Annotated in this window: 18 protein-coding genes; 12 read left to right on the top strand and 6 right to left on the bottom strand. The window is 64.7% G+C overall.

What is annotated here, in order from left to right; all coding sequences use genetic code 11:
- Nucleotides 1–29: 29 nt before the first annotated feature.
- Together P0Y58_27280 and P0Y58_27275 are read right to left on the bottom strand one after the other, a co-directional pair.
- Nucleotides 30–689: a 50S ribosomal protein L11 methyltransferase gene (locus P0Y58_27280; GenBank protein WEK30539.1), complete on the bottom strand. Its 660-nt coding sequence runs from the start codon at nt 687–689 to the stop codon at nt 30–32.
- The gene (locus P0Y58_27275) at nt 690–1,142 is read right to left on the bottom strand and encodes a YbaY family lipoprotein (protein WEK33405.1); all 453 of its coding nucleotides are present in this window, start codon (nt 1,140–1,142) and stop codon (nt 690–692) included. It abuts the gene before it with no gap.
- Nucleotides 1,143–1,248: 106 nt separating this feature from the next.
- On the opposite strand from P0Y58_27275, the gene nrdR reads away from it, so the two are divergent.
- From nrdR to P0Y58_27215, 12 genes are all read left to right on the top strand, one after another.
- A complete protein-coding gene (nrdR, locus tag P0Y58_27270; protein WEK30538.1) occupies nt 1,249–1,713 on the top strand; it encodes a transcriptional regulator NrdR in 465 nt (154 codons plus the stop codon).
- A gap of 2 nt (nt 1,714–1,715) precedes the next feature.
- A complete protein-coding gene (gene ribD / locus P0Y58_27265; GenBank protein ID WEK30537.1) occupies nt 1,716–2,846 on the top strand; it encodes a bifunctional diaminohydroxyphosphoribosylaminopyrimidine deaminase/5-amino-6-(5-phosphoribosylamino)uracil reductase RibD in 1,131 nt (376 codons plus the stop codon).
- Nucleotides 2,847–2,888: 42 nt separating this feature from the next.
- Nucleotides 2,889–3,554 carry a riboflavin synthase gene (locus P0Y58_27260; protein ID WEK30536.1) on the top strand — a complete coding sequence of 222 codons (666 nt, stop codon included), beginning with the start codon at nt 2,889–2,891 and terminating at the stop codon, nt 3,552–3,554.
- Between the two features lie 18 nt (nt 3,555–3,572).
- Nucleotides 3,573–4,664, top strand: coding sequence for a bifunctional 3,4-dihydroxy-2-butanone-4-phosphate synthase/GTP cyclohydrolase II (gene ribBA / locus P0Y58_27255; protein WEK30535.1), 1,092 nt, complete (start codon nt 3,573–3,575; stop codon nt 4,662–4,664).
- Nucleotides 4,665–4,755: 91 nt separating this feature from the next.
- Nucleotides 4,756–5,232, top strand: a complete 477-nt coding sequence (ribE, locus tag P0Y58_27250; GenBank protein WEK30534.1) for a 6,7-dimethyl-8-ribityllumazine synthase — start codon at nt 4,756–4,758, stop codon at nt 5,230–5,232.
- Nucleotides 5,229–5,729, top strand: a complete 501-nt coding sequence (nusB, locus tag P0Y58_27245; GenBank protein WEK30533.1) for a transcription antitermination factor NusB — start codon at nt 5,229–5,231, stop codon at nt 5,727–5,729. Before ribE ends, nusB begins: the two co-directional genes overlap by 4 nt.
- Before the next feature lie 18 nt (nt 5,730–5,747).
- Nucleotides 5,748–6,716: a thiamine-phosphate kinase gene (gene thiL, locus P0Y58_27240; GenBank protein WEK30532.1), complete on the top strand. Its 969-nt coding sequence runs from the start codon at nt 5,748–5,750 to the stop codon at nt 6,714–6,716.
- On the top strand, nt 6,713–7,216 hold the full coding sequence (locus tag P0Y58_27235; GenBank protein ID WEK30531.1) for a phosphatidylglycerophosphatase A: 504 nt from the start codon (nt 6,713–6,715) through the stop codon (nt 7,214–7,216). The genes thiL and P0Y58_27235 overlap by 4 nt, the downstream gene beginning before the upstream one ends.
- Nucleotides 7,217–7,231: 15 nt before the next feature.
- Nucleotides 7,232–7,975, top strand: a complete 744-nt coding sequence (locus P0Y58_27230; GenBank protein ID WEK30530.1) for a transporter substrate-binding domain-containing protein — start codon at nt 7,232–7,234, stop codon at nt 7,973–7,975.
- A gap of 266 nt (nt 7,976–8,241) precedes the next feature.
- Complete coding sequence (gene ribA / locus P0Y58_27225; GenBank protein WEK30529.1) at nt 8,242–8,859, top strand: GTP cyclohydrolase II; 618 nt, start codon at nt 8,242–8,244, stop codon at nt 8,857–8,859.
- Nucleotides 8,856–9,275 carry an MFS transporter gene (locus P0Y58_27220; GenBank protein ID WEK30528.1) on the top strand — a complete coding sequence of 140 codons (420 nt, stop codon included), beginning with the start codon at nt 8,856–8,858 and terminating at the stop codon, nt 9,273–9,275. Before ribA ends, P0Y58_27220 begins: the two co-directional genes overlap by 4 nt.
- Nucleotides 9,275–10,087 (top strand): cobalamin-binding protein, encoded by an 813-nt coding sequence (locus P0Y58_27215; GenBank protein WEK30527.1) that lies wholly within the window; start codon nt 9,275–9,277, stop codon nt 10,085–10,087. The genes P0Y58_27220 and P0Y58_27215 overlap by 1 nt, the downstream gene beginning before the upstream one ends.
- Here P0Y58_27215 and P0Y58_27210 read toward each other — a convergent pair.
- The 4 genes from P0Y58_27210 to P0Y58_27195 form a co-directional block, all read right to left on the bottom strand.
- The gene (locus tag P0Y58_27210; protein ID WEK30526.1) at nt 10,065–11,936 is read right to left on the bottom strand and encodes a TonB-dependent receptor; all 1,872 of its coding nucleotides are present in this window, start codon (nt 11,934–11,936) and stop codon (nt 10,065–10,067) included. The genes P0Y58_27215 and P0Y58_27210 overlap by 23 nt on opposite strands.
- Nucleotides 11,937–12,077: 141 nt before the next feature.
- A complete protein-coding gene (gene dxs / locus P0Y58_27205; GenBank protein WEK30525.1) occupies nt 12,078–13,973 on the bottom strand; it encodes a 1-deoxy-D-xylulose-5-phosphate synthase in 1,896 nt (631 codons plus the stop codon).
- A gap of 106 nt (nt 13,974–14,079) precedes the next feature.
- Nucleotides 14,080–14,967, bottom strand: a complete 888-nt coding sequence (gene ispA, locus P0Y58_27200; protein ID WEK30524.1) for a (2E,6E)-farnesyl diphosphate synthase — start codon at nt 14,965–14,967, stop codon at nt 14,080–14,082.
- Nucleotides 14,964–15,206 carry an exodeoxyribonuclease VII small subunit gene (locus P0Y58_27195; GenBank protein WEK30523.1) on the bottom strand — a complete coding sequence of 81 codons (243 nt, stop codon included), beginning with the start codon at nt 15,204–15,206 and terminating at the stop codon, nt 14,964–14,966. Before P0Y58_27195 ends, ispA begins: the two co-directional genes overlap by 4 nt.
- Nucleotides 15,207–15,264 lie beyond the last annotated feature (58 nt).

Below are 15,264 nucleotides of genomic sequence, written 5' to 3'. Positions count from 1 at the left end.
CGACTCTCGCAAACTCGTGAATGGCACCACTATAAGGCGTCGCGGCTGGCGTGGTACAGGCTGACCCTGCGGAATTCGTGTGGCTCGGCCAGGTCTGGCAGAGTCAGCGCTTCGAGCACGCCCAATTGCTGGTACAGCGGGTGGCTGAAGTCGCGTACCCGAGAGTCGGCGACCAGCGCCTGGCGGCCACGGCCGAGGAAAGCATCCAGCAGCGGCAGGTTGGCGCGGTCGTAGAGCACATCGGCGACCAGGATCAGGTCGAAGCGGTCGTCTTCGGCAAAGAAGTCGCTGCTGTAACTTAGTTCGACGCCGTTCAGCGCGGCATTGGCGCGGCAGGCATCGAGTGCCAGCGGGTCAAGGTCGCAGGCCACCACTTCCAGTGCACCGGCGCGTGCGGCAGCAATGCCGGCGATGCCGGAGCCGGCGCCAAAGTCCAGCACCCGCTTGCCGGCCACCCATTCCGGGCGCTCGGCCAGGTAACGGGCCATGGCCAGGCCGCTGGCCCAGCAGAAACTCCAGTAAGGCGGTTCTTCAAGAATGCGCCGGGTTTCTTCGCTGCTGAAGGCGCGGTCCATGTTCTGATCGTCGATCAGCCACAGTTTCAGGTCGCTGCCGGGCAGCTCGCTGACAATCAGCCGCGCTTCGCCGATCAGGCCGCTGAGGGCCTGCTGCAGGGCCAGCGGCGCCACTTACGGTGCCTTCTCGAAACGCAGTGGGCCGGTGGCCTGGGTTTGCGCCTGGGTAATGCGCACAGGTGGCAAGTGCATGATCAGTTGGCCCGAGTTGCTGGCGCGGCCACGCAGCTCGACCCGCGCGCCGGCCGGGAAGGCCTCGGGGTTGAAGCGAAGGTGATAGGGCAGGGCCTGACCGGTGCCGGTCAGGTTGCTGCTGGCCAGCAGGCGTTGCGGGCGGTCGCGCTCGTCGATGACCAGCAAGGCCAGTTCAACGTCGGCACCGGCCGGGATTTCCAGCAAGGTGCCGCTCAGTTCGCGCTGGTAGGCTGGCAGCGGGCCCAGTACTTCGGCTGGTTTGGCCGAGCGGGTCGGCGCGGGCGCCGCCGGGGTATCGGTTTTCGGCCTGTCGCTGCCGCAGGCGGCGAGCATGGCGGCGCAGCACAGCACGACGAGCGCTCGGTAGTGCATGGGGTAGTCCTTCACGGGCAGATTTCCCATGGATGTTAACCCCTTTGGCTTGTCTTGCCAGTGCAATGCGCTACCATGGCCCTCCCTTTTTTTGTTGCCTGCCACCATGCACTGTCCCTTTTGCGGTGCCAACGACACCAAGGTCATCGACTCTCGCCTCGTCGCCGAGGGCGAGCAGGTGCGCCGCCGCCGCGAATGCGTGGCCTGTGGCGAGCGCTTCACCACCTTCGAAACCGCCGAGCTGGTGCTGCCCCGGCTGATCAAGCAGGACGGCACGCGCCAGCCTTTCGACGAAGAAAAGCTGCGAGCCGGCATGCAACGGGCGCTGGAAAAACGCCCGGTCAGTGTCGAGCGCCTGGAAGCGGCGCTGGCACACATCAAGAGCCGCCTGCGTGCCACTGGCGAGCGCGAAGTCAAATCGCTGGTGGTGGGTGAATTGGTCATGGCCGAGCTACGCAAGCTCGATGAAGTCGCCTATATCCGCTTTGCCTCGGTGTACCGGCGCTTCCAGGATCTCGACGAATTCCGCGAAGAAATCGACCGCATGGCCCGCGAGCCAGCTAAAGAGTGAACATGCCCAGCCAAGCTGCCATCCTCGACGCCCACTACATGGCCCGCGCGCTGGAGCTGGCGCGCAAGGGCTTGTACAGCACGCACCCGAACCCGCGTGTAGGCTGCGTGATCGTGCTTGATGGCGAGGTGGTCGGCGAAGGCTGGCACGTGCGCGCCGGTGAGCCGCATGCCGAAGTCCATGCCCTGCGCCAGGCCGGTGAGCGTGCCCGCGGCGCCTGTGCTTACGTTACCCTGGAGCCGTGCAGCCATCATGGCCGCACACCGCCGTGTGCCGAGGCACTGGTCAAGGCTGGGGTGGCGCGGGTGGTGGCAGCCATGCAGGACCCTAACCCGCAGGTGGCAGGGCAAGGCTTGCGGCGCTTGGCCGAGGCCGGCATTGAAGTGGCCAGCGGCGTGCTTGAAGCCGAAGCCCGCGCCCTCAACCCCGGCTTCCTCAAGCGCATGGAGCACGGCCTGCCGTTCGTCCGCGCCAAGCTGGCCATGAGCCTTGACGGCCGCACCGCCATGGCCAGTGGTGAAAGCCAGTGGATCACCGGCCCGGCCGCCCGCTCGGCGGTGCAGCGCCTGCGTGCCCGCTCCAGCGTGGTGCTGACCAGCGCCGCCAGCGTGTTGGCCGACAACGCGCGGATGACCGTGCGCGGCACCGAGTTGGGCCTGGACGCTGAAACCACCGCTCTGGCACTCAGCCACACCCCGCTGCGGGTGCTGGTCGATGGCCGCCTGCGCCTGCCACTGGAGGCGCCGTTCTTCCAGGCCGGCCCGGCTCTGGTGGTGACCGCTGTCGCAGATGACCCCCGCTATGACGCTGCTGGCCACGAGCTGCTCAGCCTGCCGGGTGACAATGGCCAGGTCGACCTGCCGGCGCTGCTGCAGGCACTGGCGGCCCGTGGCGTCAACGAAATCCTGCTGGAAGCCGGTGCCGGCCTGGTCGGTGCTTTTGCCCGGCAAGGCCTGGTCGATGAATACCAGTTGTTCGTCGCAGGCACCTTCCTCGGCTCCCACGCCCGGCCGCTGCTGGACTGGCCGCTGGAGAAAATGAGCGAAGCGCCGCGGCTGAAAATTACCGAAATGCGTGCAGTGGGCGATGACTGGCGGGTCACGGCCATCCCCCTGCCGGCACCCGGCGTATAATGCCGGGCTTGCCCCGTGCAAACCGTTTTTGAGGAAGACCCCATGTTCACCGGCATCATCGAATCCATTGGCACCATCCGCAGCCTCACCCCCAAGGGTGGCGACGTGCGCGTCTACGTCGAAACCGGCAAGCTCGACCTGGGTGACGTCAAGCTCGGCGACAGCATCGCCGTCAACGGTGTATGCCTGACCGCCGTCGAACTGCCGGGCAATGGCTTCTGGGCCGACGTCAGCGTCGAAACCCTCAAGCGCACTGCCTTCATCGACCTCAAGAGCGGCAGCAAGGTCAACCTGGAAAAAGCCCTGACCCCGACCACCCGCCTGGGTGGGCATCTGGTCAGCGGCCACGTCGACGGCGTCGGTGAAATCATCTCGCGCAGCGATAACGCCCGCGCCATCCAGTTCCGCGTGCGTGCACCCAAGGAGCTGGCCAAGTACATCGCCCACAAGGGTTCGATCACCGTCGACGGCACCAGCCTGACGGTCAATGAGGTCAATGGCGCCGAGTTCGAGCTGACCATTGTCCCGCACACCCTGTCCGAAACCATCATGGCCGACTACCGCGCAGGGCGTCGGGTAAACCTTGAGGTCGACCTGCTGGCCCGTTACCTGGAGCGCTTGCTGCTGGGTGACAAGGCTGCCGAACCGAGCAAGGGCAGTGGCATTACCGAAAGCTTCCTGGCCGCCAACGGCTTCTTGAAATCCTGATTGAGAAGGGGGTGCCGCGTGGCGCTCAACAGCATCGAAGAACTGGTTGAAGACATCCGCCAGGGCAAAATGGTCATCCTCATGGATGACGAAGACCGCGAGAACGAAGGCGACATCATCATGGCAGCCGAATGCTGCCTGCCCGAGCACATCAATTTCATGGCCAAGCATGGCCGTGGCCTGATCTGCATGCCGATGACCCGCGAGCGTTGCGAAACGCTGAAGTTGCCGCTGATGGCGCCGCGCAACGGCTCGGGCTTCGGCACCAAGTTCACCGTGTCGATCGAAGCCGCCGAAGGCGTCACCACCGGTATCTCCGCCGCTGACCGCGCCCGTACCGTGCAAGCGGCAGCCGCCAAGGATGCCAAGGCCGATGACATCGTCAGCCCCGGCCACATTTTCCCGCTGATGGCCCAGCCCGGCGGTACCCTGGCCCGTGCCGGCCACACCGAAGCCGCCTGCGACCTGGCGCGCATGGCCGGTTTCGAGCCAAGCGGCGTGATCTGCGAAGTGATGAACGACGACGGCACCATGTCGCGCCGCGCCGAGCTGGAAGTGTTTGCCGCCGAACACGGCCTGAAGATCGGCACCATCGCCGACCTGATCCACTACCGCATGATCCACGAGCGCACCGTGCAGCGTGTCTCTGAGCAACCGGTAGAGAGTGAGCTGGGTGAGTTCAACCTGGTTACCTACCGCGACGCGGTGGAAGGCGACGTGCACCTGGCCCTGACCTTGGGCAAGATTTGCGCCGAAGAGCCGACCCTGGTGCGTGTGCACAACATGGACCCGCTGCGCGACCTGCTGCTGGTCAAGCAACCAGGCCGCTGGAGCCTGCGCGCCGCCATGGCTGCCGTGGCCGAGGCCGGCAGCGGCGTGGTGCTGCTGCTGGGCCACCCGCTGGACGGCGACGTGCTGCTGGCGCATATCCGCGAAAGCGCAGGTGATGCACCGACCAAAGTACCGACCACCTACAGCACTGTGGGCGCCGGTTCGCAGATCTTGCGCGACCTTGGTGTACGCAAGATGCGCCTGATGAGTTCGCCGATGAAGTTCAACGCGATATCCGGATTCGATCTGGAAGTTGTAGAATACGTGCCCTCCGAGTGACTTGAGGCGGCATTGACGCCCTCTGCTCGAGTCCAGACCCCTGTCGAGGCCGCTTGTATGCGGCCTCGCTCTTGAAGATGAGAATATCGGAATGACCCTGAAGACCATCGAAGGTACCTTCATCGCCCCCAAAGGTCGCTATGCTTTGGTGGTTGGCCGCTTCAACAGCTTCGTCGTTGAAAGCCTGGTAAGCGGTGCCGTTGATGCCCTGGTACGCCACGGTGTCAGCGAAAGCGACATCACCATCATCCGTGCCCCGGGCGCCTTTGAAATCCCGCTGGTAGCACAGAAGGTCGCCCAGCAAGGCGCCTACGACGCGATCATCGCCTTGGGCGCCGTGATCCGTGGCGGTACCCCGCACTTCGAATATGTAGCGGGCGAATGCACCAAGGGCCTGGCCCAGGTGTCCATGGAGTTCGGTGTTCCAGTCGCCTTCGGCGTGCTGACCGTCGATTCCATCGAGCAAGCCATCGAGCGTTCCGGCACCAAAGCCGGCAACAAAGGTGCTGAAGCTGCCCTGTCCGCACTGGAAATGGTCAGCCTGCTGGCGCAGTTGGAGGCCAAGTGATTAGCGACGAAAGCGATCGTTTCAACCCGCGCGATCCAAAACCTGCGGATGCCGGCAAGCCCTCGAAGAGCGCCAAGCGCCGCGAAGCCCGCAAGCTCGCGACCCAGGCACTGTACCAGTGGCACATGGCCAAGCATTCGCTGAACGAGGTAGAGGCGCAGTTCCGGGTGGATAACGATTTCACCGATGTCGACGGTGCCTATTTCCGCGAGATCCTGCATGGGGTTCCGGCGAGCAAAAATGAAATCGACGCGGCACTGAAGCCTTGCATGTCCATCGCCCTGGAAGAACTCGACCCGGTCGAACTGGCCGTGCTGCGCTTGTCGACCTGGGAATTGATGAAGCGGGTCGATGTGCCATACCGCGTAGTGATCAACGAAGGTGTGGAACTGGCCAAGGTCTACGGCGCCACTGACGGCCACAAGTTCGTCAATGGTGTGCTGGACAAGCTGGCACCGTCGCTTCGCGAAGCTGAAGTGAAGGCGAACAAGCGCTGATTCTGGCGCTGCCTGGCCATGGGTGAGTTCGAGCTGATCAACCATTACTTCGCCGCCGCGCCTTGTGCGCAGGGCGGCGAGGGCGTGGCCCTGGGTATCGGCGACGACTGCGCCCTGCTGGCCGTTCCTCCCGGTGAGCAACTGGCGGTGTCGACCGACACCCTGGTCGCCGGTGTGCATTTTCCCGCTGTCTGCGATCCGCTGCTGCTTGGCCAGCGTTCGTTGGCCGTGGCCGCCAGTGATCTGGCCGCCATGGGCGCGACCGCGATCGGCTTCACCCTCGCCCTGACCCTGCCGGACGTTGGCCCTGACTGGTTGGCGGCGTATGCTGACGGCCTCAGCCGCATGGCCCAGCGTTGCCGCATGAGCCTGATCGGGGGTGACACTACCCGAGGCCCGCTGAGCATTACCGTCACCGTGTTTGGCCGCGTGCCGGCAGGCCAGGCGTTGCGCCGCAGCGGTGCGCGGCCAGGCGACCTGCTGTGCGTCGGCGGTGTGCTGGGCAAGGCGGCTGGCGCACTGCCGCTGGTGCTGGGCGAGCGCGAGGCGCCTGCCGAGCAGGCCGATCCGCTGCTGGCTCATTACTGGTCGCCCATGCCGCAGCTGACCCTCGGAGCGCTGCTGCGTGGCCGGGCCACGGCGGCGCTGGACATCTCCGATGGCCTGCTCGCGGATTGCGGGCACATCGCCAAGGCGTCCAGCGTTGCGCTGGAGGTGAACCTGGCTCAGGTGCCAGTGTCTCCTGCTGTAGAGGCATTCCTCGGCCGCGACGCGGCGGTACAGGCAGCCCTCGCCGGTGGCGACGATTACGTGCTGGCCTTCACGCTGCCGCCAGAGGCGCTGGCGCCCCTGGCTGATCTCGGCTTTGTCGAGGTGCATACCATTGGTCGTGTGCTTGAAGGGCAGGGCGTGACCTTGCGTGACGCACAGGGCCGGGACATCACCCCCGTTCAGCGGGGCTATCAACACTTTAGGGAGACACCGTGACCGATCACCCCAATCAGGTGCCTGCGGAGTTCGTTCCGCCTTCGGTCTGGCGCAACCCGTGGCACTTCATCGCTTTTGGCTTCGGTTCCGGTACCTTGCCCAAGGCCCCAGGCACCTGGGGTTCGCTGGTTGCCATACCGTTCATCCCGTTGTGGCAGATGCTGCCAGACTGGGGCTACTGGCTGTTGCTGGGCGTCAGCATGCTGTTTGGCTTCTGGTTGTGCGGCAAAGTCGCCAATGACTTGCGCGTACACGACCATGAGGGCATTGTCTGGGATGAGATTGTCGGCATGTGGATCACCCTCTGGCTGGTGCCGGAAGGCTGGCAGTGGCTGCTGGCAGGGTTCCTGATGTTCCGCTTCTTCGACATCCTCAAACCATGGCCGATCCGCTGGATCGACCGCCATGTGCACGGAGGCGTCGGCATCATGCTTGACGATATTCTGGCCGGCGTTTTTGCCTGGCTGGGCATGCAGGTTCTGGTGTGGGCAGTTGCCTGAACAGGGAGCGCGTGAATGGCCATAAGGACTGTGCTGCTGGCAATGCTGCTAAGCGTTGCGCCATGGGTGGCGGCGGCTGAAGGTGTGCCGAAGCAGATCCACCTGGTCAGTGAGGAGTGGCTCGATTACACCAACGCTGACGGTACCGGGGTAGCCTGGGATGTGCTGCGCAAGGTGTTCGAGCCGGCAGGGGTCAAGGTAGTGACCCAGAGCGCGCCCTACAGCCGTGCGGTCGGGCTGGTGAAACGTGGCGAGGCCGATGCCTGGGTGGGTTCGTACAAGGAAGAGAACGACGACAACCTGTACCCGCGCTGGCACTTCGATATGGACCACATCTACGCCTTGGGCCTGGCCAGCAAACCTGCGCCAACTCCGCAGAATGTGGGCAAGTATCGGTTGGCCTGGGTGCGTGGCTACGATTACGGCAGCTACTTGCCTGATGTGCATGAATTCCGTGAAATTCAGCGCCGCGAAGGCATTTTGCCGATGCTTGAGCATGACCGGGTCGACTTTTACATCGATGCCCAGACCGAAGTCAATTATGTGCTGAGCCAGGCGCCCCGGCCCGAGCGCTTCCGCCGTACCCATGTGGCCGAACTACCGCTGTACTTGGCCTTCGCCCGCAACGGCCAGGCCAAGGCACTGTGTGACCTGTTCGACAAGCGCATGGACGAACTGGTGCGCAGTGGCGAACTGAAGCCGATTTTCGAGCGCTGGAAGCAGCCGTATCCGTTCACTGCAGATAGCAAACCGCATTGAGGCTACCCGCTTCATGGCTTGGCGCGGACCCTGTGGGAGCGGGCGTGCCCGCGAAGAATTCATCGCGGTGCATGGCACCGGCTACGCCGGTGTTCGCGGGCTCGCCCGCTCCCACAAGTATCCGAGCAAGGCTAAAGATCGAGCGACGGTCTCTGCTAAGCATCGAACTTTTCGATCTTAACCCACGGTATTCAGCCCGCCCACAGCCTGCAACCGGCTGATACAATCGGCTACGAGAAATTTTCAACTTATTCCAGGAGCACAACGTGCCCGTCGTCTTTGTTGCCGCCTCTAAACTCCCGACGCCATTCGCCACCTTCACCATGCACGGCTTCCTCGACGAAGCCACTGGCCGCGAGCACGTAGTGCTCAGCCTGGGTGACATCGCGGACGGCCAGCCGGTGCTGGGGCGCCTGCATTCCGAGTGCCTGACCGGCGATGCCCTGTTCAGCCAGCGCTGTGACTGCGGTTCGCAGCTGGAGGCCGCGCTGCAGGCCATCGCCCGTGAAGGCCGTGGGGTGCTGCTGTACCTGCGTCAGGAAGGCCGTGGTATCGGCCTTTTGAACAAGATTCGCGCCTATGAGCTGCAGGATGGCGGTGCCGATACTGTCGAAGCCAATGAACGCCTGGGCTTTGCCGCCGACCAGCGCGACTACGCCATGTGCTTGCCGATGCTGGAGCACCTGGGCGTGAAGGCCCTGCGCCTGATGACCAATAACCCGCGCAAGGTCAAAGCCCTGACCGACATGAACATCGTGGTTGCCGAGCGTGTGCCGCTGCACACCGGTCACAACCCGCACAACCGCTACTACCTGGCGACCAAGGCTGGCAAACTCGGCCACATGCTGGGCAATGAGCACCAGGGCGAGGCGCCCCAGGCGTGACCCGCGCCGAGGTCAAGCGGCGCTTGGCACTGGCCTGGTGGCAGTACCTGGCGGTGGGCCTGGTGCCGCTGCCGGTAATGGCCTGGGCCTTTGGTGGTGGCGACGCGCTGATTCCGGTGCTGGCCATGCCACTGTTCATCGCCGGCGCGGCGAGCATGTTCCTCAGCCTGCCGCGTTTCGGCGCCTACAAGCGCGCACTGATTGCCACCTCCAAGGTGCTGGGCAGCGGCGAAGAGCCCGCGGCCTGGATCGAACTGGCGCGGGTCCGGCGCATGGCGATGCTGTATGCCTGCATCCCGGCCTGGATTGCCGCGCTGTCGGTGCTGGTCGGCCTTGAAGCGGTACCGCAGATCCTGCTGGCGGTGTCTACCGTGGTGGTGCTGTACCTCTATCGCATTCCGCGCCAGCTCGGCTGATGCGCCTGCTGCCAGGCCTGCTGGCGCTGCTCGCCTGCACCGCACTGGCCGCTGACCCCTTGCGGGTGGTCAGCCTGGCGCCCTCGATGACTGAAATCATGCTTGAGCTGCAGGCCGACGACCTGCTGGTGGGTGTGCTCGACGGTGGTGATCGGCCGGCAGCGTTGCGCGACCTGCCCTCGGTCGGGCGCCAAGGGCAACTGAACATGGAACGCCTGCTCAGCCTGCGCCCCGACTTGCTGTTGCTCTGGCCGGGCAGCGTATCACCTGCCCAGCGCGACCAGCTCAAGCGCCTGGGCATCGACACCTTCAGTGCAGAACCCCATGACATCGACCAGTTGATCGCGCAGATCGAAGCCATTGCTGTGCGTATCGGCCGTGCCGGCCAAGGCCATCAGTACGCCGAGGCCCTGCGGGAGCGGCTGCGCCAACTACGCCAGCAGTATCAGCGTGACAAGCCATTGCAGGTGTTCTATCAGGTGTGGGACCAGCCGTTGTACACGCTGGGTGGCCGGCAGGTGGTGAGCGATGCCCTGGCCGTGTGCGGGGCACGCAACGTGTTTGCCGACCTCAGCCAGCCGGCGCCGCAGGTGAATGTGGAGTCTGTGCTGCTGCGCAATCCACAGGTCATTCTGGCTGGCGAACAAGCGCAACTGGCGAGCTGGAAGGCCTGGCCGCAACTGCGAGCCGTTGCTGATGGCCGTTTGCTGGTGGTGCCGGACAAAGGGCTTGAGCGGCCCAGCGGGCAAATGGTCGAAGCGACTGCCCGCTTGTGCGCGTTGCTCGCGGCTAAAGCGCCGGGGTCCAGGTAACGCTGAACAACAGCGTGCGGCCTTCCTCGCGGTAAGGGTGGTAGTCTCCCTCGTAGCTGTAAAGGGCGCGGCTCTGAGTGTGGTCCAGCAGGTTATCCAGCTTCGCTTCCAGTTTCACTTCATCAGTGGCTGCCCAGCTACCGCGCAAACCGAGCAGGCCATAGCCGCCGATGCGGTTGCGGTTGGCCTCGTCGTCATAGCTACCGCTGACCGCTTGCCAGCCTGCGCCCACGGTGAAACGCCCGAGCTCACGGTCCAGGTCCACGCTCAACGTGCGGCGTGCACGGCGGGCGAGGGTGTGGCCGCTGTCCCGGTCACGCGGGTCGATCAGCGCCAGGCCCAGCTGGCTGTGCCAGGCGCCCCATTGTTGCGTCAGGGCCATTTCAAAACCGTTGATACGTGCCGAGGCGACGTTGCGGGGTATCGAGTCCTGGCCGAACACGATCGCGTCGCGCAGGTCGGTGCGGTACAGCGAGGCCTCCAGGCGGCTGTCCGACGTCAGCTGGCTGCGCCATTGCAGCTCGTAGCTTCGGGAGTGCTCGGGGGCCAGGTCCGGGTTGCTGAACTGGGGGTAATACAGGTCATTGAAGGTCGGCGCCCGAAAGCCTTCGCTGTAGGACAGCAGCACATCATTCTGCGCATTCAACGGTACGGTCAGGCTGCCGCTCCAGGTGGTCTGGCTGCCGAATTGCTGGTTACGGTCTTGGCGAACGCCCACTTCGGTGGAAAACTGCTCACCCTTGTAGCGGTGCTGGACGAAGACGGCGCGGTTCCAGCGGCTGTCCTCGGTGAAGTCGGTGCTGGCGTGAACGCGGTCTTCGTACCAGTCACCACCGAGCAGCAGGCTGTGTTGCTCGCCCAAGGACAGGTCGTTCTGCCAGGTGACCTGATCACGGTAGGTATTGAACACAAAGCGTTCGGCACTGAGCTTGTCGCGTTTGTCGTCGCGGTTCTCGCTGTGGGCCAGTTCCAGCCGCGAATGCCAGGTATCGGTGAGCTGGGCATCGAAGTAGCTGCCCAGGCTGCTGACGCTGAAATCGGTGTAGGGCTTTTGGCCGAAGCTTTCGAAGGTGACCGGGTCGAAACCGCCGAACGGGTTGTCGTACTCGCTGCGGCCACGGCTGTCGAGCAGGTTCAGGCCGGCCTCGAAGCGTTCACCGAAGGTGTGGCTCAGGCTCAGGTTGAAGGCCTTGTTGCGGTAAGCATCGTGGTCGCCGTCGCTGGCGAACGACGGCCCGGTCGAGTCGATGCCGGCCGTTTCATCCAGGCTGGCACCGAGGTTGAAACGCGTCGCGCCATTACCCCCTGAGAGCCCCAGGCTGCGTTGAAACGTCTGGTTGCTGCCCGCCGCCAGGCGCAGGCGTGGTTGCAGGCCGGGGCCATTGCTGCGGCGGGTGAATATCTGGATCACGCCGCCAATCGCATCGCTGCCGTACACCGCCGAGCGCGAGCCGCGCAGTACTTCAACCCGTTCGATCTGGTCAACGTTCAGAAACTGCAAACCGCTGTCGCCGGAGGTGGCGTTGGCAATGCGAACGCCATCGACCAGCACCAGGCTTTGCGCTGCCTTGGTGCCACGGATGAAGATGCCGGGCAGGCTGCCACGGCCACCGGTGGGTGCTACTTGCACGCCGGGTACACGGCTGAGCAGGTCGGTGACGCTGGTGGGTTGCAGGCGGTCGATGTCGGTGCGGGTGAACACGGTATTGGCAGCGCTGGTGTCGGTGCGCGACTCGACCTGGCGGCTGGCGCTGATCAGTACGTCAGGGAGCTTGAGGGCGTCGTCGCGCTCAGTAGCCAACAGTGGCAGGGGGAGGCAGAGCAGGGTGGCAAGGGCTGGGGATTTCATCAGTAGTACCATTTTGCGAGGGCTGCGCCCTCGATCGCGACACAAGGCCGCTCCCACAGCTATTGCACAGGCCGGGAGAGCGGCGCGGTCTCTGTGGGAGCGGCCTTGTGTCGCGAAAGGGCCGCAAAGCGGCCCCGGGAATTACAAGCCGAGCCTGGCCATGCGGGCTTTCACCGAAGCTTCGATCCCGGCCGCATCCAGCCCACACTCGGCCAGCATCTGCGCCGGCTTGGCATGCTCGACATAGATGTCGGGCAAGCCCAGGTGCAGCAGCGGCTTTAGCACTGCCTGGCCGGCAAGGAACTCACCCACCGCAGCACCGGCGCCGCCCATGATGGCGTTTTCTTCGATGGTCACCAGCAGCTCATGGCTGCCAGCCAGCTCCAGCACCAGGGCCTCGTCCAGCGGCTTGACGAAACGCATGTCGACTACCGTGGCGTTGATCTGCTCGGCCACCTGCATGGCCTCGGCCAGCTGCACGCCGAACACCAGCAGGGCGACTTTCTCACCGTGACGGCGAACCACGCCCTTGCCGATTTCCAGTGGCTCCAGATCGCCGCTGATCGGTGCATTCGGGCCGGTGCCGCGCGGATAGCGCACGGCAGCCGGGCCGTTGTACAGGTGACCGGTGCTGAGCATCTTGCGCAGCTCGTTCTCGTCGCTTGGCGTCATCACCAGCATGCCCGGGATGCAGCGCAGGTACGACAGGTCGTAGCTGCCCGCATGGGTCGGGCCGTCTTCGCCGACCAGGCCGGCACGGTCGATGGCGAACAGCACGTCGAGGTTCTGCACGGCCACGTCGTGGATCAGCTGGTCGTAGGCACGCTGCAGGAACGTCGAGTAGATCGCCACCACCGGCTTGCTACCCTCGCAGGCCATACCGGCCGCCAGGGTTACAGCGTGCTGCTCGGCGATCGCTACGTCGAAGTAGCGCTCCGGGTAGCGCTCGCTGAAGTCGACCAGGTCGGAGCCTTCCTTCATCGCCGGGGTAATGCCCACCAGGCGGTTGTCGGCGGCGGCCATGTCGCACAGCCACTGGCCGAACACGGCGGAGTATTTCGGGCCGCTGACTTTCTTCGGTGCGGCTGGCTTGTCGGCCGGCTCCAGCTTGGTGATGGCGTGGTAGCCGATCGGGTCGACCTCGGCCGGGGCGAAGCCTTTGCCCTTCTTGGTCACCACATGCAGGAACTGCGGGCCTTTCAGGTCACGCATGTTGCGCAGGGTGGCGATCATGGTCGGCAGGTCATGGCCGTCGATCGGGCCGATGTAGTTCCAGCCCAGCTCTTCGAACAGCGTGCCTGGCACCAGCATGCCCTTGGCGTACTCTTCGGTGCGGCGGGCAATTTCCCAGGCGCCGGGCAGGCGCGACAGTACCTTCTTGCTGCCTTCGCGCATGCTCGCGTAGGTGCGGCTGGAGAGGATCTTGGCCAGGTAGTTGGACAGGCCGCCGACATTGCGCGAAATCGACATGTCGTTGTCGTTGAGGATCACCAGCATGTCGGCGTTGACTTCCTGGGCGTGGTTCAACGCCTCGAAGGCCATGCCGGCAGTCAGTGCGCCGTCCCCGATCACCGCGATCGACTTGCGTGCGCTGTTTTGCAGGCGGGCAGCAATGGCCATGCCCAGCGCGGCGCTGATCGAGGTGCTGGAGTGGCCGACGCCAAAGGTGTCGTACTCGCTCTCGCTGCGGCGCGGGAAGGCGGCGATGCCGTCCTTCTGGCGCAGGCTGAGCATGCGGTTACGGCGCCCGGTGAGGATCTTGTGCGGGTAGGCCTGGTGGCCCACATCCCACACCAGCCGGTCGTCCGGAGTGTCGAACACGTAGTGCAGGGCGATGGTCAGCTCGATCACGCCCAGACCGGCACCAAAATGCCCACCGGTCTGACCCACGGTGTAGAGCAGTTCCTGGCGCAGTTCGTCGGCCAGGGTCTCCAGGTCGGCTTCGGCCAGCCGGCGCAGGCCGGCAGGCGTGTCAGCGCGGTCGAGCAACGGCGTGACCGGGCGTTCGCGGGGAATCTCTTGAAACGTCGTGGGCATCAGGCGAGTCGTTATAGGTGTGTGAAGACGCGGCAGTTTACCCCATTGTAGGAAATACTGCCCATTCAGACGGGTGTCGCACGGGGCGCACAGCGGCCCCAATCAATCAGTGACGGCGTTCGACGATGTAGCGTGCCAATGCCCGCAGCGGCTCGGCTGTTTCACCGAATCCTTGCAGTGCGATCAGCGCCTGGTCGCGCAGTTCGATGGCATAGGCCTTGGCCGCTTCCAGGCCCAGCAGGGCCGGGTAGGTCGGTTTGTCACGCGCGATGTCAGCACCCTGGCGTTTGCCAAGCGTGGCAGTGTCGCTTTCCACGTCGAGGATGTCGTCCTGCACCTGGAATGCCAGGCCAATGGCCTGGGCATACACCTGCAAGGCATCCAGCTGCGCCTGCTCGGCGCGGGCGCTGGCCAGGGCGCCGAGGCGAACGCTGGCTTCGATCAGCGCGCCGGTCTTGTGCCGGTGCATGAACTCCAGTGCCTGTTGGTCCAGCTTCAGCCCCACCGAACCGAGATCGATGGCCTGGCCGCCGACCATGCCTGCCGGGCCGGCAGCCTTGGCCAGGGCCTGAACCATGCTCAGGCGGATGCTGTCGGCCTGCGGGCTCAAGCCCGGGTCGAGCAGGGCACTGAACGCCAGGCTCTGCAAGCCGTCACCCGCGAGGATGGCGCAGGCTTCGTCGAACGCTTTGTGGGTCGTGGGTTGGCCGCGACGCAGGTCGTCGTCGTCCATGGCGGGCAGGTCGTCGTGCACCAGCGAGTAAGCGTGGATCAGTTCTACCGCGCAGGCTGCGCCGTTGGCCTGTGCGGCCGGGGCGCCCAAGGCTTCGCAGGCCGCATAGGCCAGTAACGGGCGTACGCGCTTGCCGCCGTTCATCACGCTGTAGCGCATGGCGGCGTAAAGGCGCTCCAGCTCTTTGGACGGGGCAACGAACAGCGGTTCAAGGGCAGCGTCGACCCGAGCCTGGCAACTGGCCTGGTAGGTGCCGATCATGCCTCTGGCTCCGCGTCGAAAGGCTGTGCAGCCAGTTCGCCGTCGCGTTCCAGCAGGATCTGTACCTTCTGTTCGGCTTGTGCCAAAGCACCTTGGCAATCACGGGTCAGGGCGATGCCTTGCTCGAAGGCGGCCAGCGACTCTTCCAGCGACAACTCGCCGTTCTCCAGGCGCTCGACCAGAGTTTGCAGGTCTGCGAGGGATTGCTCGAAATCGAGGGAGGCTTTTTTGCGGGCCATGGCGACTGTCTCGGTGGCGGGTCAGAACCGCGCGACGTTAGCAGAGCTGCGCTAGGGG

The organism is Candidatus Pseudomonas phytovorans (assembly GCA_029202525.1).
GTDB classification, from domain to species: domain Bacteria; phylum Pseudomonadota; class Gammaproteobacteria; order Pseudomonadales; family Pseudomonadaceae; genus Aquipseudomonas; species Aquipseudomonas phytovorans.
This window is presented reverse-complemented; position numbering and strand designations above follow the sequence as displayed.